Annotated in this window: 25 protein-coding genes and 2 riboswitches; of the genes, 9 read left to right on the forward strand and 16 right to left on the reverse strand. The window is 52.7% G+C overall.

The features are described 5' to 3' along the window. Positions 1–9 precede the first annotated feature (9 nt). Positions 10–282 carry a hypothetical protein gene (locus BM040_RS14830; protein ID WP_092103172.1) on the forward strand — a complete coding sequence of 91 codons (273 nt, stop codon included), beginning with the start codon at positions 10–12 and terminating at the stop codon, positions 280–282. 48 nt (positions 283–330) lie between these two features. Here BM040_RS14830 and BM040_RS14835 read toward each other — a convergent pair whose 3' ends face one another. Beyond that, positions 331–981: a YczE/YyaS/YitT family protein gene (locus BM040_RS14835; protein WP_092103778.1), complete on the reverse strand. Its 651-nt coding sequence runs from the start codon at positions 979–981 to the stop codon at positions 331–333. Positions 982–1,255: 274 nt separating this feature from the next. Further along, positions 1,256–3,760 (reverse strand): TonB-dependent receptor, encoded by a 2,505-nt coding sequence (locus BM040_RS14840; protein WP_092103174.1) that lies wholly within the window; start codon positions 3,758–3,760, stop codon positions 1,256–1,258. Positions 3,761–4,169: 409 nt separating this feature from the next. Further along, a riboswitch (SAM riboswitch) is annotated at positions 4,170–4,272 on the forward strand. Between the two features lie 500 nt (positions 4,273–4,772). Here BM040_RS14840 and BM040_RS14845 point away from each other — a divergent pair. The 5 genes from BM040_RS14845 (at position 4,773) to BM040_RS14865 (ending at position 11,288) form a co-directional block, all read left to right on the forward strand. Beyond that, positions 4,773–6,866 (forward strand): HEPN domain-containing protein, encoded by a 2,094-nt coding sequence (locus tag BM040_RS14845; protein ID WP_092103175.1) that lies wholly within the window; start codon positions 4,773–4,775, stop codon positions 6,864–6,866. Positions 6,867–6,955: 89 nt separating this feature from the next. Beyond that, a complete protein-coding gene (gene cobA / locus BM040_RS14850; RefSeq protein ID WP_092103177.1) occupies positions 6,956–7,780 on the forward strand; it encodes a uroporphyrinogen-III C-methyltransferase in 825 nt (274 codons plus the stop codon). 14 nt (positions 7,781–7,794) lie between these two features. Continuing rightward, complete coding sequence (locus BM040_RS22135) at positions 7,795–9,336, forward strand: TSUP family transporter (protein WP_092103179.1); 1,542 nt, start codon at positions 7,795–7,797, stop codon at positions 9,334–9,336. Between the two features lie 51 nt (positions 9,337–9,387). Beyond that, a complete protein-coding gene (locus BM040_RS14860; RefSeq protein ID WP_092103181.1) occupies positions 9,388–10,554 on the forward strand; it encodes a trans-sulfuration enzyme family protein in 1,167 nt (388 codons plus the stop codon). 317 nt (positions 10,555–10,871) lie between these two features. After that, positions 10,872–11,288: an OsmC family protein gene (locus BM040_RS14865; protein WP_092103780.1), complete on the forward strand. Its 417-nt coding sequence runs from the start codon at positions 10,872–10,874 to the stop codon at positions 11,286–11,288. A 436-nt stretch (positions 11,289–11,724) separates the two neighbouring features. Here the strand turns inward: BM040_RS14865 and BM040_RS14870 are convergent, their stop codons facing one another. The 14 genes from BM040_RS14870 to BM040_RS14935 all read right to left on the reverse strand — a co-directional run bounded on the left by BM040_RS14870 (position 11,725) and on the right by BM040_RS14935 (position 24,518). Further along, entirely contained in the window at positions 11,725–12,981 is a 1,257-nt protein-coding gene (locus BM040_RS14870; RefSeq protein ID WP_092103183.1) for a sulfate adenylyltransferase subunit 1, read from the reverse strand. Continuing rightward, on the reverse strand, positions 12,981–13,889 hold the full coding sequence (cysD, locus tag BM040_RS14875; RefSeq protein WP_092103185.1) for a sulfate adenylyltransferase subunit CysD: 909 nt from the start codon (positions 13,887–13,889) through the stop codon (positions 12,981–12,983). The genes BM040_RS14870 and cysD overlap by 1 nt, the downstream gene beginning before the upstream one ends. Positions 13,890–13,974: 85 nt before the next feature. Beyond that, entirely contained in the window at positions 13,975–14,694 is a 720-nt protein-coding gene (locus BM040_RS14880) for a phosphoadenylyl-sulfate reductase (protein ID WP_092103187.1), read from the reverse strand. 300 nt (positions 14,695–14,994) lie between these two features. After that, positions 14,995–15,099, reverse strand: a riboswitch (SAM riboswitch). A gap of 120 nt (positions 15,100–15,219) precedes the next feature. Next, entirely contained in the window at positions 15,220–15,939 is a 720-nt protein-coding gene (locus tag BM040_RS14885; RefSeq protein WP_092103189.1) for a hypothetical protein, read from the reverse strand. A gap of 156 nt (positions 15,940–16,095) precedes the next feature. After that, positions 16,096–16,425, reverse strand: coding sequence for a hypothetical protein (locus BM040_RS14890; protein ID WP_092103191.1), 330 nt, complete (start codon positions 16,423–16,425; stop codon positions 16,096–16,098). 106 nt (positions 16,426–16,531) lie between these two features. Then, the gene (gene xrtN / locus BM040_RS14895) at positions 16,532–17,899 is read right to left on the reverse strand and encodes an exosortase N (RefSeq protein ID WP_175491085.1); all 1,368 of its coding nucleotides are present in this window, start codon (positions 17,897–17,899) and stop codon (positions 16,532–16,534) included. Then, the gene (locus BM040_RS14900) at positions 17,896–20,403 is read right to left on the reverse strand and encodes an XrtN system VIT domain-containing protein (protein ID WP_092103196.1); all 2,508 of its coding nucleotides are present in this window, start codon (positions 20,401–20,403) and stop codon (positions 17,896–17,898) included. The genes xrtN and BM040_RS14900 overlap by 4 nt, the downstream gene beginning before the upstream one ends. A gap of 49 nt (positions 20,404–20,452) precedes the next feature. After that, a complete protein-coding gene (locus BM040_RS14905) occupies positions 20,453–21,235 on the reverse strand; it encodes a DoxX family protein (protein WP_092103782.1) in 783 nt (260 codons plus the stop codon). Positions 21,236–21,257: 22 nt separating this feature from the next. Next, positions 21,258–21,524: a hypothetical protein gene (locus BM040_RS14910; RefSeq protein WP_092103206.1), complete on the reverse strand. Its 267-nt coding sequence runs from the start codon at positions 21,522–21,524 to the stop codon at positions 21,258–21,260. Positions 21,525–21,535: 11 nt separating this feature from the next. After that, a complete protein-coding gene (locus tag BM040_RS14915) occupies positions 21,536–21,826 on the reverse strand; it encodes a hypothetical protein (protein WP_092103208.1) in 291 nt (96 codons plus the stop codon). A 47-nt stretch (positions 21,827–21,873) separates the two neighbouring features. Then, positions 21,874–23,118 (reverse strand): DUF4153 domain-containing protein, encoded by a 1,245-nt coding sequence (locus tag BM040_RS14920; protein ID WP_092103210.1) that lies wholly within the window; start codon positions 23,116–23,118, stop codon positions 21,874–21,876. Positions 23,119–23,166: 48 nt separating this feature from the next. Further along, positions 23,167–23,442 carry a potassium transporter KefB gene (locus BM040_RS14925; protein WP_245756233.1) on the reverse strand — a complete coding sequence of 92 codons (276 nt, stop codon included), beginning with the start codon at positions 23,440–23,442 and terminating at the stop codon, positions 23,167–23,169. A gap of 137 nt (positions 23,443–23,579) precedes the next feature. Beyond that, complete coding sequence (locus BM040_RS14930) at positions 23,580–23,888, reverse strand: winged helix-turn-helix domain-containing protein (protein ID WP_092103214.1); 309 nt, start codon at positions 23,886–23,888, stop codon at positions 23,580–23,582. 6 nt (positions 23,889–23,894) lie between these two features. Beyond that, positions 23,895–24,518: a hypothetical protein gene (locus BM040_RS14935; protein ID WP_092103217.1), complete on the reverse strand. Its 624-nt coding sequence runs from the start codon at positions 24,516–24,518 to the stop codon at positions 23,895–23,897. A gap of 276 nt (positions 24,519–24,794) precedes the next feature. On the opposite strand from BM040_RS14935, the gene hpf reads away from it, so the two are divergent. From hpf to BM040_RS14950, 3 genes are all read left to right on the forward strand, one after another. Further along, entirely contained in the window at positions 24,795–25,100 is a 306-nt protein-coding gene (gene hpf, locus BM040_RS14940; protein WP_092103220.1) for a ribosome hibernation-promoting factor, HPF/YfiA family, read from the forward strand. A gap of 269 nt (positions 25,101–25,369) precedes the next feature. Next, entirely contained in the window at positions 25,370–26,146 is a 777-nt protein-coding gene (locus BM040_RS14945) for an SDR family NAD(P)-dependent oxidoreductase (protein ID WP_092103222.1), read from the forward strand. Between the two features lie 181 nt (positions 26,147–26,327). Next, positions 26,328–26,957 (forward strand): DsbA family protein, encoded by a 630-nt coding sequence (locus BM040_RS14950; RefSeq protein ID WP_092103224.1) that lies wholly within the window; start codon positions 26,328–26,330, stop codon positions 26,955–26,957. Positions 26,958–26,986: the final 29 nt, after the last annotated feature.

Here is a 26,986-nt window from a genome sequence, read left to right on the forward strand (position 1 = left end):
AATTACACTATGAAAGAACTGGAAAGAATCGAGAGTAGCTTAAAAAAGAGTAACACATTACTTTACAAGCAGGATGATAAAGGACTTGCCTGCTCCTTCGTAAATGGCGGCTTAGTGGTAGACTCCTTTGTTATCCAAGACGAAGTGATTGCCGAGGCACTGGCCAAGAAGGGCACGAACGGCGTGGTGGAAGGGAGTAACTTTAACTTGCTTCGTAGCAACTACGATTGGTTTTCGCTGCACGTGAAGTCGAAAAAGCTTTACGACACCCTAAAAAAATAACCTGAGAAAGCAGCCAAGCGGCTGCTTTTTTGCTTTTATAGCCTCCCCTTATACTTTCACTTTTGCTTCCGAGGGCAGTTCTCCGACCAAGGCTATCCGCAGCTTGGCAAACAGGCGCAGCGATACCTGAAACACGGGGCTCAGGATGAGCGTGTACAGAAACGTGACCACATGAACCGGCCCGCCCAGCAGAAAGCCTATCACCAGCACCACGCTCTCTACCATAATCCTGGCCCTGCTAACTGAAAGTCTGGTGCGTTCAGAGATGGAGAGCATAAACCCGTCGCGGGGACCGGCACCAATGCCGCCTGCCACATACAGGCCGCCCGCCATACCCGTGATGAGAATCGCCAGCAGCAGCCACCCATAATCTAGCCAGGTATAACTGGCGTTGGGCAGGAAGTCCAGCCACAGGAAAAAATCCATGAAAGGCCCGATGAGCAGCGCGTTAAGGAAGGTGCCGATGTTGATGTACTTGCGGCTGATCAGCAGCGAGGAGAGTATCACCACCATACCCACCAGCACGCTCCAGGTACCGATGCTCCAGCCAAATTTATCTGTGAGGGCCACATTCAGCACATCCCAAGGGTGCAGGCCCAGGTGCCGTACCTTCACGGAAATGGCAATCCCAAGTCCAAACAAAACTAGTCCGAGGAAAAAGAAAGTATAGCGAATCGCCCAGTGGCGTAAGTTATCCATTTTAAAAAAAGCCATGCTGCAAGTTTAGTCATTCTGGCTGTTCCGCCCTATGCTTTCGCTAAATTACCCCTGCTGCGAAGGAAGCAATTTAGGATGATGGCCATATTATGATATGCTCTTTCGGATTTGCAATCCGGAGCAGGAGCAAGAGGGTGATTCCCCTCCTGGGAGGGGCAGGGGTGGGTTTATGGCACCTCAGGCTAGCCTATCAACAAAAAAGCCCCGTCTGCACGAGACGGGGCCTTAGGTAGGTAGTAGTTATACTTTCTGAGGCTTATAAGCCGCCGGCTCCGCCGTTGCCGTCGCCTTGCTTGGTGTCGTCGTTGCGGATGCTGCGCTTGCGGCGTGGCATCTTCTGTTTCTCCATCTTACCGAAGCGGTAATCGAAGGTAACACGGGCGCCGCGGTTGTAGTTGTTGATGCGCATGCGCTGCGTGAAGTCGATAGCCTCCACGTCGTTGTTCATCTTCATGCTCTTGCGGAAGGGGTTGTCCAGCCCCAGGCTAAGGCCACCTTTGCCCTCGAACAGCTCCTTTTTAAAGGCCAGCGAGTGGAAGGAGAAGGAAGCGAACTTGCCCTGCAGCTGAATCCTGCGCGAGTTAAAGCCTCCGTTAAATTGGGCGCTAAAGCCCTTGCCGAAGTCGTAGGAGGTGTTACCGTTGATGTTGTACATCCAGCCGCTATTCTCATAAAGCGAGCTCTTCAGGTCTACATAGTAAATGTTGGAGCTACCGCTTACCGTCCAGGCTTTCACAGGTTTAATGGAACCGAACAGGCTGACACCGTAGGTCTTGTTCTGAGCCACGTTGGCAAAAGTAAGGATGGTGTTATCACCTTCAAGGTCCGGCACTGTTTCGATGGCATTGTCGGTTTCGCGCATGTACAGGTTGGCACTGATAGAAGCCGTCTTGAAGTAGGTGCTATAGCCTAACTCGTACAAGTCAGTCAGCTCCGCATCCAGGCGAGGGTTACCGCGCACTATCGTTCCGGGTGCCTGCTCCTGGTCAAACGGGTTCAGGAAGAACAGCGACGGACGCTGGATACGCTGCGTGAAGTTGGCCTTTAGCGTATGCTTCTCCTTTAACGTATAAGACAAAGCTATACTTGGGATCAGGTTGTCGTAGCTATCGGAGTACTTCTCGCGCTCTTCACTGCCGTTCTCCAGCACCTGGAAGTAGTCTCCGGCAATCTCGGTGTGTTCGTAGCGGGCACCTACCTTGAAGTTGAGTTTCTTGACGGCGAAGCCATAGGTAAAGTAGGAGGCGTACACATCCTGTGCATAGTCGAAGTTCAGGTTGCTGTTAGCCGCCCCATTCTCTGCCACGAAAATATCGCGGTAAAAACCGTCACTCTTCACATCACGGAAGATAGACTTGGCGCCCAGTTCCAGCGTGGTTTTGTTCTCGAACGGCTGCACGTAATCGGCCTGGAAGGTCAGTTCGTTGTTGGCGCCGTCGTTGTTGTTGCGCTGCAGGTAAAACGGCTCCTCGCCGGCAGTATAGCGGTCCTGGTAGTTGCGGGTATCCGTGTCCGTCATGGTATACTGCGACAGGATTGCCAGCTCATGGCCCTGCTTCCCGAAGGTGTGCACGTAGTCCAGGTTCAGGTCGGTGCCCAAACGCTTGTTGCGGTTCTCGATGTCGGTGTTGAAAGTATAAGCCGGGTCTTCCACGCCATTCTCGGTAAAGCGCTGCGTCTGGTCGTTCTCCATTCTGAACTGACCGCCGTTGCGGCGCACACCGCCGGAGATGGTGTTCTTGGCGTTGATGTCGTAGTCGAAGCCAAGCTGTGCGTTCATGAAGGCACCACGGATCTTGGTGTCGCCGTACTGCTCACGTCGGTTCTGCACATCGCCCTCGCTTCTGAAAGTGGTGATGTTGCTCATGTCGCCGTGGTTGTAGAAGTGCACCCCGCTGCCGGTGGCGTTGATGCCCAGCTTGCCGCGGCGCAGGTTCAGGCTGGCGTTGCCGTTGCTGGCGCGCGTGCCGCCGGTAACCGCCACAGAGCCGCTCACGCCCTCTATCCCGCTGTCTTTTTTGGTAATGATGTTGATGATACCGGCCGTACCCTCAGCGTCATACTTGGCCGATGGGCTGGTGATAACCTCCACGGTCTTAATCATATCCGCCGGGATTTGCTTTAGGGCATCTGCCACGCTACCCGCCATAATGGAAGACGGCTTGTTATTGATGAGCACGCGCACGTTGCCGCTGCCGCGCAGCTGCACGTTGCCATCAGTGTCCACGCTCAGGGCCGGTACTTTCTGCAGCACATCGGCCGCGTTGCCACCCGTGTTGGTAATATCTTTTTCGGCATTATACACCGTGCGGTCGATTTTCTCCTCTACCAGCGGCTTCTCACCTGTAATCACCACCTCGCTCAGTTTCTGGGCGTCGGAGGCCAGGGAAATCGTGCCCACGTTTACCTCGGCGTTATCAGAGCTGACCGTAACGTTCTCAACGGCCTGCTGCTGGTAGCCCAGGAACGACACGTTGAGTTTATACTTGCCGGCGGCTACTTTTTGTATCGTAAAGCGGCCTTTGTCGTCGGCCATGGCGCCATCTATTGCCTTGCCTGTGCTCAGGTTAATCAGGGCCACGGTAGCAAACTCGATAGGCTGCTTGGTATCAGAATCCAGCACCACCCCGCTAATCTTGGCATTGCCTTTTGGGGCAGGCATGGCGGCTTGTTGCTGTTGCGGGCTTGCCTGCTGCGGTGCCTGCGCCCATCCTGCCGTGGTGCTCAGCCCCAGCAGGATTAGTAGTAACTGTTTCTTCATAGTTTAAGCGTTTAGTGGTCGGTTAAGTAAGGTGTAAGGCTTTTTCATACATGCTCTGCTATTTCTTCACGCTACAAAGTAATGCTGTAGATGTGTACTGAAAAAACAGAATATACCAATGCACGGCATTTCTATATGAATAGCCTGTGGTTGCCGATAAGGCGTTGGTAGGTATAAATGGCGGTTTTGTCGGCAGGGGGGAGGAGGAGCGCAGGATTGGTGCAACGACTCAAATATAAAAAGTGTCTCTGGCAGCTTTAATGGGAAGTTTTTGCTCTAAAAATAGTGGGTAAGGCACACAAGTACAGTGAATTTTAGCTGCGGCAGCGCATAAAATTATCCGGTAATGTATAGCCGGTATGTAAAAGCTTTAGTACATTTGCCCCGAATAGTATTGCTGACCGCAAGAAATTTATAGACGAAGAGGCGAGAGAACAGGCTCTATGACCTTCTGGCAACCATCCTCCTTGGAAAGGTGCCAAGTCCTGCCCAACAACGGGAAAATATAAATGACAACACCATGAACACAACACAGAACATCCCTACATTCGGAAACCCTTCTTCCCGACACAGCTTTACCCCTGCTGCTGCGATGTGTTGTTGTTGCTGTTGTACCTGCTAAAAATTACTTCTGATTTACGGCCTTTGACTTATTTGCTGCTTTTGTAAGGCAGCTCTACGGGCCATTTATCCTCATTTTTTACGCGTCTGTAGCGGCAGCTATACTTTTATAGTATGGCAGCCCGGGCGCATTGTAGCACAGGTATGCGTACAGCAGCAAATACCCCGTTTTTATACCTTTCCCATGCATGGGCCCAGGCCCGTTATAGCGCTATGCCACCGCATGCCTGCTGTTGTTGCCTGCAGCAGTTTGGTGGTATGCGTGCCTGTTAAGTATAACCTGCCTTTGTAGATTTCTTAGCCGCGCAGCCCTTCCTGGCCGTGTCCGGCGTTTCCATACCTTTTTTATACTTCATGCCGCTTTGGTGGCTTTTATACTTCAAGAATCACGATGCAAAGTTTTAGAACCGAAATAGAGAACCCGCTGGTAGCCAAAGACATTATTGAGCTGGAAAAGAAGATCCGGCTCTACCGCGAGGGCAAGTTGCAGGAAGATAAATTCAAGAGCCTGCGCCTGGCCCGGGGCGTGTACGGGCAGCGGCAGCTGGGCGTGCAGATGGTGCGCATCAAGCTGCCTTTCGGCAGGCTGACAACGCAGCAGTTGCTCCGCATCGCCGACATCTCCGACGAGTACTCAACCGGCAACCTGCACCTGACCACGCGCCAGGACATTCAAATCCATTTCGTGAGCCTGGACCGGACGCCCGAGCTCTGGGCCAAACTGGAAGAGGATGATATCACCATCCGGGAGGCCTGCGGTAACACCGTACGTAACGTCACCGCCTCGCCCGAGGCCGGCATAGACCCCGAGGAGCCGTTTGACGTATCGCCCTATGCCGATGCCACCTTCCGCTATTTCCTGCGCAACCCGATTTGCCAGGAGATGGGCCGCAAATTCAAGATGTCCTTCTCCTCCAGCGACTCCGACACGGCCATGTCGTACCTGCACGACCTGGGCTTTATCCCGAAAATCAAAGGCGGGGAGCGCGGTTTTAAAGTGCTGATTGGGGGCGGCCTGGGGGCGCAGCCGGTGTTGGCGCATACGGCTTTTGAGTTCCTGCCCGAGGATAAGGTTATCCCGTTGATAGAGGGCGTGCTCCGTATTTTCGACCGCTATGGCGAGCGCAACAACCGCAACAAGGCGCGCTTCAAATACCTGATTGCCAAACTGGGGCTGGAAGAGGTGCTGCGCCTGGTGAACGAGGAGTATAAGGCCTTGAAGTCGCACAGCTTCGAGGTAGACAAAAGTATAGACTTCAACGCTGCGCCGCCTGCCGCTCGCCCCATCCCGGATTTTGTGCTGGAGGATACGGACAAGTATGAGAAGTGGCTGAAGACGAACGTGTTCCGGCAGAAGCAAGAAGGCTTTTACGGCATCTACATCAAAGTACAAATCGGCGACATCAGCAGCGCCACGGCTCGTCAACTGGTGCCCCTGGTGCGCGACTTTGCAGCCGATGAACTGCGCGTGACGCAGGGGCAGAACCTGCTGCTCAAGTATGTGCGGCAGGAAGCCTTGCCCTACGTTTTTACCAGGCTGGATGAACTAGGACTGGCCGAGCCAGGCTTCAACAGCACCGCCGACATCACCACCTGCCCCGGCACCGACACATGTAACCTGGGCATCTCCAACAGCACCAACATTACCAAAGTGCTCGAGCAGGTGATTGTGCAGGAGTACCCGGAGATGCTGTTCAATACCGATTTCAAAATCAAGATAAGCGGCTGTATGAACTCCTGCGGCCAGCATGGTATGGCCAACCTGGGCTTTCACGGCTCCTCGCTGAAGAGCGGAAAAAGCGTATTGCCGGCCCTGCAGGTGCTGCTGGGCGGCGGCACGGTGCAGAACGGCGAAGGCCGCATCGCGCAGAAACTCCTGAAAGTGCCCAGCAAACGCGGGCCGGAGGTCCTGCGCTACGTGCTCAACGACTTCCTGGCAAGCAAGCAGGAGGGAGAGAGCTTCAACGCCTACTACGACCGCAACGGCAAAGACTACTTCTACCAGCTATTGAAGCCACTAACCGACCTGACTACGCTCACCGCCGAAGACTTTGTGGATTGGGGGCATCAGGATGGCTTTCAGCCGGCTATTGGGGTGGGCGAGTGCGCAGGCGTGATGATTGACCTGGTGGCGACGCTGCTCTACGAATCCGACGAGAAGCTGGAGTGGGCGGCGGAGGCGCTGGAGGAGCAGCGTTATGCCGATGCCATCTACTATGGCTATGCCGCCTTTATCAGCACAGCAAAGGCCCTGCTGCTCGGCAAGAGCGTGAGCACCAACACCCAGCACAGCATCCTGCAGGAGTTCGACACGCATTTTGTGGAAACGGGCCTTTTCACCTTCGCGCCTGATTTTAAGAGCAGCGTGCTGCAAATTAACCAGCACGAGCCAAGCGAAAGCTTTGCAACAGAATACCTGAGCCAGGCGCTCTTGTTTTTGCAGCAGGCTAACCGCTACAGGAAAGAAAAAGTTGTGAATGCCTGATGGCGTGAAGGAGCTGATTTTCAGGAAGTATAAACCTGTTTCTTTAACATCCACATTCACGCATTCACTCATTCAAAATTCAAAAAGACATGGCATCAAGAAGAAAAATAAAAAATACTACGCAGCAGGTAATTGCAAAGTATAAGCTTCCCAGACTTACGCTGGTGGGTGCGGGTCCCGGCGATGAAGAACTCATCACCCTGAAAGGTATAAAGGCACTGCAGCAGGCCGATGTGGTGCTCTACGATGCGCTGGTAAACCCGGAGCTGTTACAGCATGCCCCCGCCACGGCACCTAAAATTTTTGTGGGCAAGCGGCTGGGGAAGCATCACCTGACGCAGGACGAGATTAACAACCTGATTGTAGACTTGGCCTACTCGCATGGGCACGTAGTGCGCCTCAAGGGCGGCGACCCCTTTGTGTTTGGCCGCGGCTACGAAGAGTTGGCCCACGCCGACAAGTATAACATCCCGACGGCGGTGGTGCCGGGCATCTCCAGTTCCATTGCGGTGCCCGAGCTGCAGCAGATTCCGCTCACCATTCGCGGCGTGAACGAAAGTTTCTGGGTGATAACCGGCACGACAAGCTCCGGAGAGGTGTCTGCCGATGTAAGTTTGGCCGCTCAATCCAATTCGACTGTGATAATTCTGATGGGAGTGAGTAAATTAGCGCAAATTTCGGAAATCTTCGCAGCAGCCGGTAAAGCAGATACCCCTGTAGCAGTGATTCAGAACGGCTCTCTGCCCGACGAAAAGATAGTTTTGGGCAATGTGCACAACATCGTGGAGCGCGTGGCGGCCAAGCAGGTAGGAGCGCCCGCGGTTATCGTGCTGGGGGAGGTAGTCAATTATCACCCTGCCCTGCGCTATACCCTGGATTTGCTGCAGCAGAAGCCTGTTGCTGTGGAAGTATAAAAACAATTGATTAGATGGATAATCTCCAAGACAGTCATCTCCCCGAGCCCGTGGTGGCCCAGGAGAATGGAGAAGTGAGCAATCCGCTGTTCCCGGTTTTCCTAAAGCTGGAGGACTTGCAGACCTTGGTAGTGGGAGGCGGAGCCGTAGGGCTGGAAAAATTGTCGGCCATACTTGCCAACAGCCCCAAGGCGCAGGTGCGGCTGGTGGCCCCGGAGGTGCACAGCGCTATCTGGACCCTGGCAGCCAGGCACCCACACGTGGAGGTGGTCGTGCGCGAGTTTCAGGACGAGGACCTGACGGGCGTGGACCTGGCGCTGATTGCCACAGACGACCATATCCTGAACAAGGCCATCCGGGACCTGGCCAAATCAAGGAAAATACTCACCAACGTAGCCGACACCCCGGAACATTGCGATTTTTACCTGGGCTCGGTGGTGCAGAAGGGGAGCCTGAAGCTGGGCATCTCTACCAACGGTAAATCGCCTACGGTGGCCAAGCGGGTAAAAGAGGTCCTCAACGAGGCCTTCCCCGACGAAATAGACCAAGTGCTTGGCAAGTTGGGTAGAATCCGGACACAGCTCAGCGGCGATTTTACGGAGAAGGTCCGGCAGTTGAACCACCTCACGGAGGGGCTCGTCAACCCGCTGCCCAAGAAACGCTACCGGTACCGCTCTACCTACGTGCTGGCCACGCTAACGGCCGTGATTGCCCTGATGGTGACCGGGCACCTGCTCTTCAGCTACATCCCGCTGCAAACCATCGGCACCGTTGCCATGGACATTGCCTCCGAGGTCGACTCCGGCATCCTCATTTTTATACTTGCCGGCTTTGTGGCCCAGCTGATTGACGGCGCTCTGGGGATGGCCTATGGCGTGAGTGCGACAACTTTCCTGCTGAGCGTAGGGGTGAGCCCGGTGGCGGCCAGCGCCAGTGTGCATGCCTCCGAGATTTTTACCTCGGGCGTGTCGGGCTGGATGCACCTGAAGTTCAAAAACGTAAACAGCAAGCTCTTTAAGAGCATCGTGCTGCCCGGGGTGCTGGGAGCCATACTGGGTGCCTACCTGCTCTATGCCTTCGAGGATTACCTCTATGTCATCAAGCCGATCGTAGCCGCCTATACCATGTTCCTGGGTATCCTGATTCTGCGCAAGGTGTTGCGGAAGAAGACAAAAAAGAAGCCGGTGAAAAGGCTCGGGTTTCTGGCCACAGCAGGCGGCTTCCTGGATGCCATCGGCGGCGGTGGCTGGGGGCCGATAGTGTCCTCCACGCTCATTGCCAAAGGCCGCAACCCGATGTATACTATCGGTTCTGTGAACCTGGCCGAGTTCTTCGTGTCGGTGGCCAGCTCGGCTACTTTTGTGGCCTTTGCTGGTATTTCGCACTGGCAGATTATACTTGGCCTGATTCTGGGCGGAGCCATCGCGGCGCCGCTGGGCGCGTACCTGGCCCGTAAGCTGCCGGTTAAAACGATGATGATCATCGTGGGCATAGTGGTGATCATCGTGAGCCTGAGGCTGATGGTGCTGGCCTTGCCGTTTGATCTGCCCTGGTAAAAAATCCCGACACCATACTTTAATCTATACTAACCTTATTACGCACGATACATGAAGGATAATGAGACTGGGGCGATTCGCCTGCAGGCACAGCGCTCCCAATACCGGGAGCACTCTGTACCCTTATACCTTACCTCCAGCTTCACTTTTGAGGACGCCGAGCAGGCACGCGCCGTTTTTGCCGAAGAGGAGCAGGGGCAAGTATACTCCCGTTACGCCAACCCGAACGTAGATGAGCTGCTCCAGAAGATGTGCTTTCTTGAGAAAGCTGAGGACGGTTTTGCCTTTGCCTCAGGGATGGGCGCTATTTTCGGCACCTTGGGGGCCCTGCTGCAGTCCGGCGACCATGTGCTGGCCTGCCGTTCCGTTTTCGGGTCTACGCACCAGCTTCTGTCCAATATCTTCCCGAAGTGGGGCATTACCTATACCTATGCCGATGCTGCCAATCCGGAAGAATGGGAGAGTCTGATCAAGCCAACGACTAAGCTTATACTTATCGAGACGCCCTCCAACCCCGGTCTGGAGCTGATTGACCTGGCGTGGCTGGGGGAACTGAAACGAAAGCATAACCTGCTGCTGGTGGTGGATAACTGCTTTGCCACCCCTATCCTGCAAAACCCCACCGACTACGGCGCCGACCTGGTGATACACTCGGCCACCAAGTATATCGACGGGCAGGGCCGCGTGCTGGGAGGCATAACCGTAGGCTCTAAAGAGTTGATCGCGCAGATACGTTTCTTTGCCCGCCACACCGGTCCGGCCATCTCGCCTTTTAATGCCTGGATACTATCTAAGAGCCTGGAGACGCTGCAACTGCGCATGGAAAAGCACTGCGAAAACGCCCTGAAACTGGCCGAGGCCCTGGAAAACCACCCGGCGCTGGAGAAAGTGAATTACCCGTTTCTGCCGACCTTCCCGCAGTATGAGCTGGCCAAAAGGCAGATGAAACAGGGCGGCGGCATCGTAACGCTGGAAGTAAAAGGTGGTTATGAAGCAGCTAAGCGCTTTATCGACAACCTGCAGATGGCGAGCATCACCTCTAACCTGGGCGATACCCGCACCATCGTCACCCATCCAGCCTCTACTACCCACTCCAAACTGACCGAACAGGAGCGTTTAGCTACGGGTATCACGCCGGGCCTGGTGCGCGTTTCCGTGGGGCTAGAAAGTATAAACGATATCATCGCAGACCTACAGCAAGCGCTGGAGCGGGTTTGATAGTTATTCGTTGTTAGTTGTTAGAGAGGAAACTCTAACCCGCCTCTTCAAGAGCAGGGCCGATTCATTTTCTTCGTTTTGTCATCCTGAAAGGATCTTGGTGGCATATAGCAGTAGCTTAGCTACCCTTCTACCAAGTTTCTTAACAGCATGACAAAACTTAGATAGACCATAAATCAGAACTTAAGATTTTCTCTTTGGAGAAGGGAAGTGATGAGAGCTATATTCGGAGAGATTTTTCAAGCGCACTCATCAACTCTAAATCTACTTTTAACACCACCTGCGGGCTTAGCTTGCAGGCATTATTGTACAAACACATGGAAGTTAACCTTACACGCGTAGACGAGGATTTTCACTTTGTGGCCACAGGAGCCTCCGGAGTGGAAATTAACATAGACGGCTCCCCGGAAATCGGTGGCCACAACGCCGGCGCCCGCCCGATGGAAATGCTGCTCATGGGCCTTGGCGGCTGCAGCGCCATCGATGTTATTCAGATTCTGAAAAAGAAGCGCCAGCAGATCGACTCTTTCAAAATCAACGTGAAGGCGGAGCGGGAGCAGGGCGAATTGCCGTCAGTATTCAAGCAAATCCACATCCATTTTATACTTGGCGGGCCGCTGGAAGAGCTGAAAGTACAGCAGGCTATCCAACTGTCGATGGACAAGTACTGCTCGGTGGCGGCTATACTTTACAAGACCGCTACGATAAGCTATACTTTTGAACTGGTGAAGTAGGCAAGGAAGGCACGAGCATAAGTTCCAGCCCGCTTCCCGCAAGATTCTTGGCTGAGCAGGTGTGCAAGTATAGCAACTGTCCCCTTTAGGGGACCATAGGGGTGTTTTATACTTTGAATGAAAGCTAATGGAGTTTCCGATTTGCTGGCGTGGATTTGCAATCCGACTGGGCCCGAGGCCCAAACTATAGCCAGTCACGAGCGAGGACGCTCGCGCCATAAGGATAAGGCCTTTCGAGCCAGTCTTCATTAACTTGCTTCGTAGCTCTACACCCCTATAGTCCCCTCAAGGGGACAGTCCTGGAAAGACATATTTTCAGAAAGGATTTAGAAAAAGATAAGATACCTACCTGAGCTTACACGTTATAAAATCAAAAAGCCGCTGCAAGTATAAACTGCAGCGGCTTTTTGATTTTATAGAAAGTATAAACTTGAGATTAGTACTCAATCTCGGCCACCATACCGGCACCTACTGTTGCAAACGAAGTCTCATCCACCAGTATAAACCCACCATTAGACCGGTTGTCGGCATACTTGTCGAGTAGGAGCGGGGAGGCAGCTTTTATCTGTACACGGCAGATGTCGTTCAGCTGTATCTGGTCCACGTCCTCCAGGTAGTCGAGTGTGTTGATGTCGATTTTATAGTCGATGTTGCGCACCACACAGCGGGTTTCAGTGGAGTTGTGACGGAGCAGCAGCTTGGCACCCGGCTTCAGGGCCTTGTTGTGCATCCAGCATACTTCCGCCTCAAACTCCTGCGCTACTTCCAGGTTATCAGCAGCTTTTACAATCATATCGCCACGGCTAATGTCCACATCATCCTCCAGTTGCAGCACCACCGACATCGGCGCAAAAGCCTCTTCCAGCACCTGGCCGCCCAGTTCCACAGATTTAATGGTGGACGTTTGCCCAGAAGGCTGTACCGTCACTTTATCACCGGCTTTGTAGGTACCGCTGATTACTTTACCGGCATAGCCACGGTAGTCGTGGTGCTCGGCTGTTAAGGGGCGAATCACGTACTGCACCGGGAAGCGCGCGTCCTCCAGGTTAAAGTCCTGCGACACGGGTACCTGCTCCAGGTGCTCCAGCAGGCTGGGGCCTTTGTACCACGGCATGGTCAGCTCAGAGCCTTCCACAATGTTGTCGCCTTTCAGGGCGCTTACCGGGATGAAGGTGATTTCTTTGGCGCGCAGCTTCCTGGCAAACTGCTTGTAGTCCTCCACAATCTGGTTGTATACCTGCTCGTCATAGCCCACCAGGTCCATTTTGTTGATACAGATTACCAGGTGCGGAATGCCCAGCAGCGAGGAGATAATGGAGTGGCGGCGCGTCTGCTCCTGCACGCCCTTGCGGGCATCTACCAGTATAATAGACAGGTTAGAGTTAGAGGCACCCGTCACCATGTTGCGGGTATACTGGATGTGGCCCGGTGCATCGGCGATGATGAACTTGCGTCTCTCGGTGGAGAAGTACTTGTAGGCCACGTCGATGGTGATACCCTGCTCGCGCTCTGCCTTCAGTCCGTCCGTCAGCAATGAAAGGTCTACCTGGCCATCCTCGTTCATGCGGCCGGAGCTCTCAATGGCCTCCAGCTGGTCGGCAAATATCTGTTTGGTATCGTAGAGCAGGCGACCAATGAGTGTGCTCTTGCCGTCGTCTACGTTGCCGGCTGTTATAAATCGTAGAATGTCCATTAAAAATATCCTCCTTTCTTGCGGTCTTCCATTGCCGTTTCCGACAGTTTATCGTCGATACGGGTAGCGCCACGCTCACTTATCTTTGACTCCAGAATCTCGGCGATTACCCCATCAATGTCGTGGGCTATACTTTCCACGGCAGCAGTACAGGTCATGTCGCCTACTGTGCGGAAGCGCACCTGCTTTTTCACCACCACATCGTCCGGCTCCTGGAAGATAAAGTCAGACCAGGCCATCAGCTTGCCGTCGCGCACCAGGCACTCGCGTTCGTGGGTGTAGTAAATATTGGGGAGTTCGATTTCCTCGCGTTTGATGTAGTTCCACACGTCCAGCTCCGTCCAGTTCGAGATAGGGAACACGCGCACGTTCTCGCCTTTGTGGACGCGGCCGTTGTAGATGTTCCACAGCTCAGGGCGCTGGCGTTTCGGGTCCCACTGGCCAAACTCGTCGCGCACCGAGAAGATGCGCTCCTTGGCACGGGCCTTCTCCTCGTCGCGACGGGCACCGCCGATGCAGGCATCAAAGCCAAATTCCTCAATTGTTTCGAGCAGGGTGTGCGTCTGCAGCGCGTTGCGGCTGGCATAGCGGCCCTTCGGCTCCGATAGGCTTTTGCGCTTGATGGTATCCTCCACGTTGCGCACAATCAGCTTCTCGCCCAGGCGCTCGGCCAGCTCGTCGCGGTAGCGGATGGCCTCCGGAAAGTTGTGGCCCGTGTCGATGTGCACGAGCGGGAACGGGAACTTGCCCGGGCGAAATGCCTTCTCCGCCAGGCGCACCAGCGTAATCGAATCCTTTCCTCCTGAGAAAAGCAGGGCTGGCTTTTCAAATTGCCCCGCCACTTCGCGCATAATGTGGATTGCCTCTGCTTCCAGCTGATCGAGGTAGTCCAGGTATCTCTTTGTCATATCAATTTTGAATGAGCGATTGAGTGAATGACATTGCTTTGTCAAGCCTTCACTCTCTAACTTTTTAACTTTCTAACTTTCTAACTTATCTCGCGTGCAGCCCGCACTCTTTTTTGGAGTTGTCTTCCCACCACCAGCGGCCGGCGCGGAAGTCCTCGCCCGGCTGGATGGCGCGGGTACAAGGGGCACAGCCGATGCTGACGAAACCTTTGTCGTGCAGCGGGTTGTAAGGGATGTGCAGGGCCTTTACGGTAGCCAGCACTTCGTCCAAAGTATAATTCAGCAGCGGGTTATACTTGATGAGCTGGTGCGCCTCGTCCCACTCCAGCAACTGCAAATCCTGGCGCGCTCCGGACTGGTCGGCGCGGATGCCTGTTACCCATACCTGCACCCCCTGCAGGGCGCGGTTCAGGGGCTCCACCTTGCGGATGTAGCAACACTCCTTGCGGTCTTCAATAGAGTTGTAGAAGCTCATCGGGCCCTTCCCGTTCACCAGCTGCTCCACGGCCTCGTGCTTCGGAAAGTATACTTCCATGTTCTTGCCGTAGTGCTTGTTGGTTCTGTGCAGCAGGGTATAGCTCTCGTTAAAGAGACGGCCGGTGTCCAGCGTGAACACGCGCACCGGCAGGTTCTGCTCAAAAATGTAGTGAGTGATGAGCTGGTCTTCGATACCGAGACTGGAGGAGAAGGCGATGCTGCCCTCAAACTCCTCGGTGAGGCGGCGAAGGCCTTCGGCTGCCGGTAAACCCGCCAGTGCAGTACGCAGCACGTCGAGCTTGGCCAGTAGTTCCTGTGATAAATCCATACTTTATAAATAATCTCTTTTGAAGTCGGTTTCTGGTTCCGGGGCATTAACAGCACCTGTTCAGCGACTGCTGCATACCATGCAGGGCAATTGCTGTTTGTGCTATGGCTCTTAACATAAAGCCTGCCAAGCCGGAAAAGTTCGGGAGGTGCAATTTTAGCACATGCAACAGCAACAACAGCAACACTCCTGAGGCGGTAGTGCAGTATTGATGTGTAAAGTAGCCCAAACTGTGGTGTTGCCACAGCCTGTTGCTGTACATGGTGCCGGTTGGTTGTTGTAGGTTTGCATCGCGTTATCCATTTATATGCCCCGGCCGCGCCGGGATAGGATGTGGCACCTTACCTTGTCAGGAGGTTGCCAGAGGGTCTTGGAGCCTAGTCTCTCGCCTCTTCTCTATAAACTTCTACAGACGTTTCCGTCCTTTTAATATGAATGATGCAAAATTAAGGGTTTTTGTGAGAGATGTAAATTTTGTGTGTAAAATATTGGAAAACTTGCCGCCCGGCCGCGTTGGTTTTGAACTCAGGCGGCAAGTTTGGTTACATATTTTACAAGCGAGCGCTTGGCAATGGGCAGCAGCGACTGCTCCAGCGGCACCGGAAACCTGGAAACCGCCGCAAAAGTGGCAGGATTAGGCAGCTCCTTGCGCTCTTTAATAAGCTGGATTTTGAGGTGCTCGTGGGTGAGGGTGAGTCCCCGTCGCACGGTTTGCAGGTGCTTGGTGTTAATGCCCCTGTACTTCTCGTAGGTGTTCTCAAACACGGTGATGTGGTAGCTGTACACGTAAGTTTCTTTGCCCGCCGTGTGCTCCACAAACAGGTAACCCTCGTCGTGGTAAATGGGGGTGATGCCCACCGGGGTAATCTCGAGGTGGCGCTCCACGAAATCGTACAGTTCCTTGCCTTCGTTCAGGGCCGTGCTGAAAAGGGGGGTGGCGTACTGGATGATCTCCTCGATCTGCTCCATGGTCTCATCGTCCTGCACAATCTTCTCATACACCAGTTGCAGCTTCTCAAAATCGGCACGGCTGATGCGTTGCGGAAAGGACTCGTACACGAGCTGTTTATGCTCTTTTACCTGCACCAGGTTGCGGTAGTGCATGATCAGGTCGGAGAAAACAGGGTAGAGGCGGTGCTGACTGAACTCGCCTTTCACGGCCTGCAGGTAGGCCAGCAGCAGGTACTTTTTATACTCAAAATCCAGGAGCCCTTCGGTAAGCCAGTTGACAGGTAGGGTGTTCATAAGCCATCAACTTAATTAGGTTAAACGTGTGCTATATAAACGAAAAAGGCAGGAAAATGGGTTATACTTCCCAATATCTAAAACATGAATGTTTGGTGTACAGCCTGGGCAAAGTATAAAAACAGGCTTGGAAGTTAGGTAAGAACGAAGTAGAACCTAGCTTGAACCATTTAACCCGGCAATCAGGCCAATCAGCAGAAGGAAGATGTACACCAGCACGCTGCTCACGTTGGCCAGTATTTTCTTCCAGCCGCCCTGGTGCCGCAGGTGGTCCATCATGTAATAAAACAAGCCGCCAATGCCGCCTGAAACAGGAACCATGATGAGCGGCAGCATCATCCATCTCCACCCAGCTTCTGGGTTGGGATTTTTGCCCAGCAGCAGGAAAATGACAACTAAGATCAAAGCCAGCCCTGCGCCCTGCAGCACGCGTTTGTACAAAGGGGCTGCATGCACTGGTTGCTGGAGTTCTTCGGGGTTGGTCATGGGTTGAGGATTAAGTGATCTATACTACTGTACGAAGAAGTATAAACAACATTGACGTTTGGGCTAAGCTTTTACTTAACGAAGCTGCCAGTGCGCTTTAGACGAGCTACCGTATCCTATCAGAATCTACGTGTACCATAAGATAGTTAGTTTGCTTTTTGAAAGAGCGAATTGCTTGCGGAAGCGCCTCTTTTTGGGCTACGGTTACATTAACCAGTTTAAACTTTTCCTCTCCTTTAAGCATTCTTAAGCGCCAGTCCCACTGGTTGATAGTCTGGTGCTGGCCATTATCCATCCACCAGGCAGTATATAAGGTGTCTGCTCCCTTTTGTAGCTCTCCCACATATACTGTGTCCGCTCCAATTTGCCTTTGCTGCACGTGCCTGAATTTATAGCCGCTGCCTTCCCAGCAGATGAGTGGGTGGTGTTCTGTTGAGTAAAAGGCCTGAACCGGCTTAAGGTACACTAGCATTGCTTCGTTGCTATACTTTGTAACACCTTGCTGTAGCTTTTCCATGTCGAACCCCGGTAGCTGTGTAACTTGTTGCTCCGAAGCCACAAGTGGTTTTTGCTTGTTTATACTTACCCCAACACCTGTTAAACCTAGTAGAAGGAAGTAGTTGATGGAGAGTCCTCCGCGGAGGCTTATTGTACTGGCTGCAGGTTTGGGTGTAGCAGGCTCAAAGCTGGCATGTTGCAGCTGCTTTGCAAGAAAGTAGAAAGGGAGCAGGGCATAGAAAAACAGGCAAAGCAAGCCCAGCACATCATGCAGTGGGTTGTCTGGCAGAATCTTGAACCAGACAAGAAGCAGAATGCGCATTAGGTTTGAAACCAGGTTTAACAGCAGCATGCCCGTTAATAGCAGGCCAATAAACCAGAGCGGCCATACTTTTTTTTCAACCCGTTGCAGGTGGGCAAGTATAAATATCCCTAGCAGCAGCGCCAGCGACAGCATGGATAAGCCCGCACAAGCGGGATCCACAGCGAACTCATTCCCATTAATAAGGATAATGTTGCCTGCTGCTTCCGCCTCAGATCCTAATCGCTGAAGTATAGCCACTGCCCAGTTTGTCAGCTGTATCCTTAGCGGGAAGCTCAGAATGTTGACAACATATTTGAAAATGGGAGAAGCTACCATCAAGAGCAACAGGGGAAACAGTGAGAGGCGGCCAAGTACGGCCTGTAAACCACACCAGGCTGCAGTAACAAGTGCTAAAAAATATAATGTGCTGTTGTGCAGGTGATAGGACAGTATAGCAAAGCCAATGGCTATGAGTAAAGCGCTAATGGGAACAGACTTTTGTGACTGTACCTGTGTTACCAACGGTACCAGAGCCAGAGCCAGAGCCAGTAGCCACTGGCTGTCCCAGAGCAGGTAGTCGCTCAGAATAAACCCACCAATTAGCAAGTATAAACCCAGTATTATCGTTGTCAGGATAAAATGCTCTGTGCGGAGTATGGCTCTTAGGTTCATCGCAGGATGTATGGCTTTAAGATGATGGTACCAATGATGAGTACTGCCAGTATAATTAAGGCCCATTCTTCCGGCTCTGGCACGGCTCCTGAGCCATTCATGCTGGCGTTACCCAGGCTGTCTTTACTTTTTTGGATATCAAACCGCTCATAATCCTCCTGCGTCTCCAGCACAATAAGGCTCGATACGGGAGATACAATGTTTGCCTGCGATGCTTCCGCAAGCAGCTCATCCTCTACAAAATCTTTGCAGAGATAGCGCGGGCCAATTCGCTGCAGCAGGTGGTTGTAAGCGAACAGGCGCATCAGGTGATCAGGAGCATTTCCGTCTCCCGAAGCTCTGGTTTTCACAACGCCCAGGCCTGATAAGCCCAGTGGTACCGTGTCTTTATCCGGCGCTGTTTTGATAAATTGCTGGTGTAGCAGGAGCTGTTCCAACTGCTCTTCATCGCCCTGCATAGAGGCAATAACACGTAGCTCTTTCAGGCTTTTAAGGTATGGCGGAAGCTGCTGGCTGAGCGAGTATACTCTTACTGTTGAACTCAGCTGCAAAGCATCCGCCATGTCGTCGGCAAATGGAGAGCCCTTCAGGTCGCTGAGGTTAGGCGAGGTGCCGTTACTCTTGCTGATGACAAGTGCCTTGTCCGAATCTTTTATCTTGTGTATCGGGAAGAGCGAGAAATGTTGCTGTTGCAGTAGTTCAAACATTTGCTCCCTGTTCTGCTCTGTAAGCTGTACCATTTTCCCATCCCAGACATATACCGGCCGGTTCTTGACCAACTCCCATACTTTGTTAAACTCACTGGCAGACCAACTGGCGTTTATATCAAGGTATGCCTGCTGCGGAGCAAAAGGCGTCAACTGCTGCGGTAGTGCTACCAGGCTATAACTGTTGTCGCCATAACTGAAGCCGCCTTCTGCTGCTTTTGGCGCTGTAAAACTGAGGCTCCAGTCCTGTTGGTAGGTACTTTGGCGTTTGTACGCGTTGCTAGGGGTTAATTTGTAGCCTCGTGGGAGGTTTAAATGTTGCACCTGATCTTCCAGGTAAACAACGGATGTTTCGGATGCTGCCGTAGCAGAAGGGCCGGTAAAATAGATGTTTTCGTAAACCAGCTTTTCGCCTTGCACCAGCAGGGGAGAAGTAATGCCTATCTTAAACTGGCGGTTCTCTTCCGGGGTGCAGGGAAACACACGCACCGACACCCGGTTGCCCTCTTGCCAATGCACGACGGACGGGTCGCGTGCCTCCACACCTACAATGGTGTTATAGGCTGTTTGCGCTTTGCCCTTTGTGGTGAGATAGCCTTTTTCCTCGCGGCCGTTGATCCACAGCGATAGTGAGGTAACCACACTGCCTTCCGGTAAAAAGAAAGTATAAATCGCTTCCTGTTGACTCCAGCTGTTGGGCATACTATTGTGTATGCTCAATATTTTCTCGGTATAAGCCAGGCGGTATCCCGGGTAAATCTTCACCTGCGATACCACGTTGGTTGTGCTAAGGTTATTGCCTGACCAGAGCCGCTGCTCCGCCTGATGGCGGGCATCATACATGCTTTCCAGGATTTTTACTTTTTCAGGCCTGTCCAAGTTGGGCTTCCCCAGTAGAAGCACGGCCAGTATCACCAACGGGTCGTGCTTCTTTATCTCATGGAAGCTGTCGCCTGGCATTTCCCACATGCTGAAGGTCTCATCTGGCACCTGGTATACCAGCTCTGTTTTCATAAGTCGCTCAGTCAGGTAATCGGCAGGTAACTGCTGGCTTAGTTTCACCCAACGCGGCAAGCTTTCATTTTCCTGTAGCACATAGTCGTTGCTGTAAAAATCAACTTGTCTTTCACGCAGATGCCATTGCACCAGAAAGAAGGCTGCGAAAAGTATGGGGAAGGCAGCACCTGCCAGGAAACTCCGCAAATACTGGCGCTCCTGGGCTGCGGCTCTCATAACTCCCAGGCCTACGCTTATAACCACCCAGATTGGCACAAAAGTATGTACCGAAATACCCAGGACGAGAAGCCCAAGAATACTGATGGCGACAAGCGGCAACAAGTAAATGGAGTAGTATAGCCAAAGTATGGCGCCGGCCCCAAGCACAAAAAGCAGGAGTTGGTTCACCAGCCTCGGTAGCCGCTCCTGAAAGCTATAGGCTGTTAAGGCCACACAAAATAATGAAATGTATGCTTCCAGCCACGGAACCGAATCCTGAAAGATGTTCAGTTGACGGTTCAGCGAATAGCAGCTGATGATAGCCAAGACCTGTAGAAGGTACAGGGTATGTAGGTGTTGAAAAGGCCTTTTGAAAGAGTAGTGCCCGCTTATTATCAGAAGTAGAAAGTATAAAAAGACGAGACTGTAGTTAAGCCAGAAGATTCCGAATACCCCGCCTTCAGTTGCTCCCACACCCCATTCCGGCAACATAAAGATTAGGAAAGAAAGTATGATTAAGCCCACACCTGTGTAGTGCATCGACAGCTGAGTTTTAGCAGCCGGTTTAATAAGTTGTCTCATTTTTTCTATGTTAAAGTACTTTGTTTTCCAAAGTATAGGTTCAAAAAAATCAAAACTGAGCGGCTGTACCCTTCACAGCCTCATGGTAAGCTTCCAGACACTGCTCAAGCGGCTGGCCCTCTCGGTGGATGCAATTACAGAAATTGAGGCAAGCCTGAGGGTTGGGACTATCTTTGCAAGGCGATTGACACTCCGACAAGGTGTTATGTGGCTTAACACCATAGCTATTGGTCAGCACCACCATAACCATAAATACAGCCCATACCACTCCCATAAAGAATTTGTCGGGGAACTTACTGCTTAGCTGGCCCCAACGAGGTATTGCTGCCTGAACTGGGAAGCGATTAAAGGGAAGTATAAATTTCCAGGTGTGGTAATACCAGCAAAGCAGGTACAGGTTGGCCAACACCATTAAAGGCGAGGTAACCAGCGACCCATCGAAGCGGACAGCCAATGACAGGATGCAGATGTTCAAGATGATGGGGAAGTAGATAAACGCACCCAACACCGCCGTGCGCGGAACCAGTAACAAAACCGCTGCCGCTACCTGCATCACACCGATAAAGGTGTAGTAAAACCCGGTGTGATAAACGGCCTCCAGGTAGTTACCCATGGGATGGTTAGACGACAATACCGTAAAGCGCTCCTGCATGATTTTCACCAGCCCGGAAGGTATAAACCCGGCGGCCAGCGACACCCTGCAGAAGATGGCAAAGAGCCAGAGCCACCTGTTTCCACGTGCCCGCAAATGCAGCTGGTCTATCCTGGCAGAAATCCCCCCGGCGCTGTTGTCTTTAAACTGCTTTGCCGCCTTAAGTTCAGTCTTCGTCATGGCAGAAGTGTTAACAGCCAGGTCAATCAATCATATCCCCCAAATCACTCACCCCTAAGGTAAACCAGATGATGACAAGGCCCAGGATGACCTTCACGGCAAGCGGGACAGAGAAGCCGAACCTTGCTTTGAGCACAGCATTTACCTGGGGAGGGTACACCAGGGAAAGCAGCAGGAAAACAATTCCCGGAACGGGGTGTACCAGCACCAGGTTTGATAGGCCGATGGCAAACACAACGAGACCAATTACCCAACTGGTGATGTGTGCTGAGTTGAACGCGACTCTCATGGCTACACGATTTAACTCCCGGCCAACGGCGACTCGAAAATACCGACTGCGATTTCTGCCCATATTAGCAGGAGTGCCGCCAGCACAAGCACGATGAGAGCGATCCGGTAATCGGGCCTACGAACTTTTCTCAGCACCAGCTCGCACAACAGGCCCGTGCCCAGCAGCAGGCCGCCGGCAAGTATAAAGTCGAACAGGCCCCAGTTGAAACCGACTGAGAAAAGCGTTCCGAATAATGGGATAGACAGCAGCACTGCCACTGTAAGTAAAATGCGGGAAAGTCTTTTGTTGAGCGTTATCATACTTGTGTCTCCTTATTTTAAAGTGTTTTATGTTTTATTGATTTGCCTTACTTGAAGCTAAACAGCAGCGGGAAAAGGAAAATGACCACCACCACCCAGGCCACATAAACCGGAATGTAGAGCACGATAAACCGGCCGACTTCAGATATAGGAGCTTTCTTTGTCGCGGCCTTGTAGAGCATCACCGTTACGATTAGCAGGTGTATCAGCATCAGCACATTGGCCCCCAGCACCGCCACCCGGTTTGGCGTAATGCCCCACTCCGAGATTCGGAAGGAGATGGCCGACAGCGCAATGCCGTTTACCACCACCGTCACCACAGACAGCAACAGCAGCACCCACACGCTCCAGGCAGTTTTTTCCTCGGTGGAGCTTTCGGCCACGGAGAAGAAAATCAGGGCGATCACCCCAATCAGCAGCGCGTTAAACAGCATCAGGAATTCCCTGTCATTGTAAGGGTCTTTGCCCGAATAGATGATAGCGCCCAGGTAAATCACCAGCATGACGAGCACCAGCGGGCTGAACAGTTTGGCAATCACCGGCGATACCTTGTTGACCAGCTGCGGGTTGGTTTGGGTAAGGTAGGTGGCCACGATGGGCACGGCAGGCAGACCAAACGCCACCACGTACTCAGCGTAGAACTCCTCAATCTGAAAACCGATGAGCGCGAACAGCCCGATGGTAATGCCCGTCATTAGCACGCCAGCAATAACCAGGAGTGCCGTCATCACGGCCAGGTCGCCGTTAAAGCGCAGGAAGCCAAGGCGTTTTCTGTAGTTGCTGAGATCATCGCCCACAAACGAAACCCCAAGTATAACCCAGAGCAGCAGCGGCAAATGGATGCAGGCCAGGATGAGGGTATCGCTTTGCGGGTTGTTTGGCAGGAAATTGATATACAGGAGGCAGACAACCGTCGCAAAACCTAGGAAGGCGGCTTTGCCCTCCGGTAGTTTGTTTTTCCAGGCAAAGTAGGTGGCCAGGAACGGGAACACCAGAAACCCGATGTTGCGGGGATAGTAGAACTCTTCGCTGATGGGAAAAATGGCCGGCAGTTTGGCCAGTATGCCCGCCACCAAAGAGGCTATCACCACGAACAGCAACTCTTTTCGGGAGCCCCACGATATTTCCTCGGACTCGTAGTGGAGCCTTGCGTTCCAGAATTCGGCTAGGGCGTTGCCCTGGATCTCGGGGTAAAGTATGCTGAACTCCCGTTTGAAAGGCCCTTTGTTGCTGCGGTACAGCCTTTCGAGCTGGCCTGGGTCGTGCAGGTGGGAGAGGATCTCGTTTTTCATGACTTTATACTTTAAAGCTTATACTTCAGGATTTCCTGTATCTAATGCTCAATCCCACATGGTGCCGGCCAGCCCTAGCACAGTGCCCAGCCACAACCCGACAAAGTATACCACAATGCTCAGCAGTATGGCCAGCGTCCGGTTAAAGCCTCGGGAGCTTTGGTAGTCCATAAAGGCATAGAAGGCGCCCCCCATGGCCCCGGCTAATGGCGTCACAATAAGGGGCCTGATCCTCCAGAACTTTCCCCACTCAGCAGGAGTGTTGTCCACCCCAAATACAAAAAATGAAATGACGACTAAAGCAATGCCTGCCCCTATGAGCATAGGTTTGACAACTGACAAAGAGTGGGTTGATTGATTTTGGGATTCGTTTTGCTGTGCCATGGTTTTATATTTTTAAGTTGATAAGTGTTGTTTTGACTCTAAAGTACTTTGAGTTACAAAGTGATTAAACAAAAAAATTAGTCGAACTGCCGGTTGTTCAAAATTAACTGCTCCAGAGCGTCCAGATGGCTTTTAAAGGCTTCTCGGCCGGCCTCGGTGGCATGGTAGGTGGTGTTGGGTTTGCGGCCCACGAACTGCTTTTCCACGCGCAGGTACTCGGCCTCTTCCAGCGCCCGCAGATGGCTGGCCAGGTTGCCGTCCGTCAGCTGCAGGGTTTCCTTCAGGGTATTAAAGTCCACTTTGTCCTCCACCATCAACACCGACATAATGCCCAGCCGCGCCCTGCTCTCGAAGGCCTTGTTTATATTTTCCAGGTACTCTTTCACAGGTGGCTAGCGTTCGTATTTAAAGTACATCAAGGTACCATACACCATGTGCAGCACGCCGAACCCTACTGTCCAGGCAAGCAGGCCGTAACCGGTAAAAAAGCTGACCAGCAAGCCAAGTATCACCTCGCAAATGCCCAGGTACCGGATATCGCCATAGGTATACTTGCTCCCGTTTATCAGAGCCAAGCCATAAAAAACAAGCATGGCAGGAGCTATCAGGTATAAAATACCGTGGTAAAGCAGAATGGCACAGAAGATGCCGCCAGCCGCCAACGGAATGGCCAGGTTCATGAGCAGGCGCCTGGACTTGCTGTCCCACAGGCGGTGATTGTTAAGCTTGGCCTTGCGCGCGGTAAAGTATAGGGCAGAGCCAATAGCAAGGATGAGCACACCCAGGGCCACAGCCACCATAAACTGGATGCTGGACCAGGTAAGGGTGGCGCCGCTGTCCTGGGAATAGGTGACATTGTACTGGCTTAGGTGCCACTTTACAACAGCCGCCCCGGCAAGCGCCGACAGGCCTGCCGCCACCCCGGATAACCCGCTAAGCGAGATAAAACGGGAAGAGCGATCCATGATGTTGCGGATCTCGTGCAGGGCTTCTAGCTGGTCTTGCTGCTGATTCATGATAAAGTACTTTGAGTTTCAAAGTTAATAGGGGTTTACGTAAAGTCAAGCATCGGGTATAAAATATGCAGGAATAATTTATCAACACCGCTTCTGCCACCTGATCAGCTAAAATGGGAAGGCTTATACTTTGGGCAGGACTATCGCAGGAACCGGAAGCGCAAGTATAAAACCTGTTTAACCAAACCCCCGGCCTTACGTTTAAATGGCAAACCAAGGGGCAGGAAGTATAAAGTATGCATCCTGCCGTTTGTTATACTTGAAAACAAATAACCTATGAACTACACAGAGAACTACGAAGGCATAAAACTAGACGTACAGGCGGTTGATATTTCCATCTCGGATGCCCTGCAGCAGGGCGTGCGCGACGTGATAGACAAAGTTAAGCGCCACAACAAGAAGATAGATTCGGTGGATGTATACTTTAAAGAAGAGCCTAACCAGTCGACCAATACCAAGAGCGTGCGCATGCGCGTGGGCATTCCGGGCAACGATGTGTTTGCCCATGATGAAGGCGATAACTGGTTTGAGCTGCTGAAAAACGTGGAAGACAAACTGAGGCGACAACTGGAGAAGCGCTAAGCTGCCACCAGCCCGAAACCACAAAACCCGCTGCACTTACCAAGATAAGGCAGCGGGTTTTGCATTTAGTGCTTTTATAATTCGGGTTTTAAAACCTAAGTTGCGATTAACCCACCCCCGCCCCTCCAAGGAGGGGAATTTCTAAAATTTTATTATTATTCCCCTCCTTGGAGGGGTTAGGGGTGGGTTTACACTTCAGCGAAGTAGGCGTTAATATTTAAAGTATAGCAAAGTATACATCATACTTCACAACCGCACAAAAGTATATCATGAATCACTCCTACTACCAGCAAAAAAACATCCTGATCACGGGTGCTGCGCAAGGCATTGGGCTCGGCATGGCAGAGGCCTTTGCCAGGGCCGGCGCCAACGTCATCCTCACCGATATGGACGCGGAGGCGGGCCAGCAGGCGCTGCAGCGGCTAAAAGGGCTGCCTGCGGAGTTTATACCTTGTGATGTAAGTATAGAAAGCCAGGTGCAGGAACTGATGCGGCAGGTGGGGGAGAAGTATACTTGCCTGGACGCCCTCATCAACAACGCCGGCATAGCCGATCCGTTTCAGGGGCAGCTGCAGGAGCTATCTATAACTGACTTTGATAAAATTATCTCTGTGAACCTGCGTGGCCCCTTGCTCTGTACCAAGTATGCGCTGCCCCTGCTGCAGAAGGCCTCGCACCCCGCCATCCTGAATATTACCAGCACCCGCGCCTTTATGTCGGAGCCGGATACCTTTGCTTACTCGGCCTCCAAAGGCGGCCTGGAGGCGCTCACACATTCTCTGGCCATTAGCCTGGGCAAGGACGGCATCCGGGTAAACGCCATCGCCCCGGGCTGGATCGAGACCGGCGACTGGAAGAAGGATAGCCAAAAGTATGAACCCCGGCACTCAGAAGAAGACAAGCAGCAGCACCCGGTGGGCCGCGTGGGCCAGCCGCAGGACATCGCCGAAGCCGCCCTGTTTCTCTGCTCCGATAAAGCCGACTTCATCACGGGCCAAAGCCTTACCATCGACGGCGGCATGACGGTGAAGATGATCTATAGTTAGGAAGTTGGAGAGTTTAGGAGTTAAAGAGTTAGAAAGTTTGGTGGGGGATAGCGTGAAATTTATACTTGCGCCATCTTTCAAAGGGTCAAAGGCTTATTAATTCTTTAAAAGATTGGCGTGTGTGGCCATACAACCCTTGCCAGGTTTAAGGGGTAAAACCTATGGTTAAGATTATACGCTGATGAGAAACCTGCCACCAAACCTGTCGCTGCTTTATATTACCAACCCGATGTGTGCCTGGTGCTATGGCTTCACGCCTGTCATGCGCCGGCTGCGGGCCCTGTGGCAGGGGCACCTGGACGTGCAGGTGCGCTTCGGCGATTTGCAGGCGCACGAGTCTCACCCCTTGCAGCACGACCAGAAAGAGCGCCTGGCCATCAGCTGGCACCGGGTGCAGGAGCGCACCTACCTACCTTTCGAGTACCGTTTTTTCATCCAGCGCAGTTTTGTGTTTAACACCGAGCCAGCCTGCCGCGCCATGCTCTGTGTGCGTTTGCTGCGCCCCGTCCTTACCCTGGAGGTGCTGCGCGCCATGCACTCTGCCTTCTTCGTCGACAACATCGACCTGAAGGAAACCCGCGAGTTGGTGCGGTTGGTAGGACTTTTTGGGATACGCGAGAACCTCTTCCTGACCCTGTTTGAGTCTGATGAAATTATGCAGCAGATGGAGGAGGAGTTTGCCTTTGTAGATGACATCGGCGCCACGACCTTCCCCAGCGTTTACCTGAACACCAGCGACGGGCCCCAGCGGCTTACAGCCGGATACGTAGACCTGCACGAACTGGAGCAACGCATCCTGCAGCTACGGTAGTTGCCCAAGTATAAGTCTATACTTGCCTA

It is taken from the genome of Pontibacter chinhatensis (genome assembly GCF_900113285.1).
Lineage (GTDB): Bacteria > Bacteroidota > Bacteroidia > Cytophagales > Hymenobacteraceae > Pontibacter > Pontibacter chinhatensis.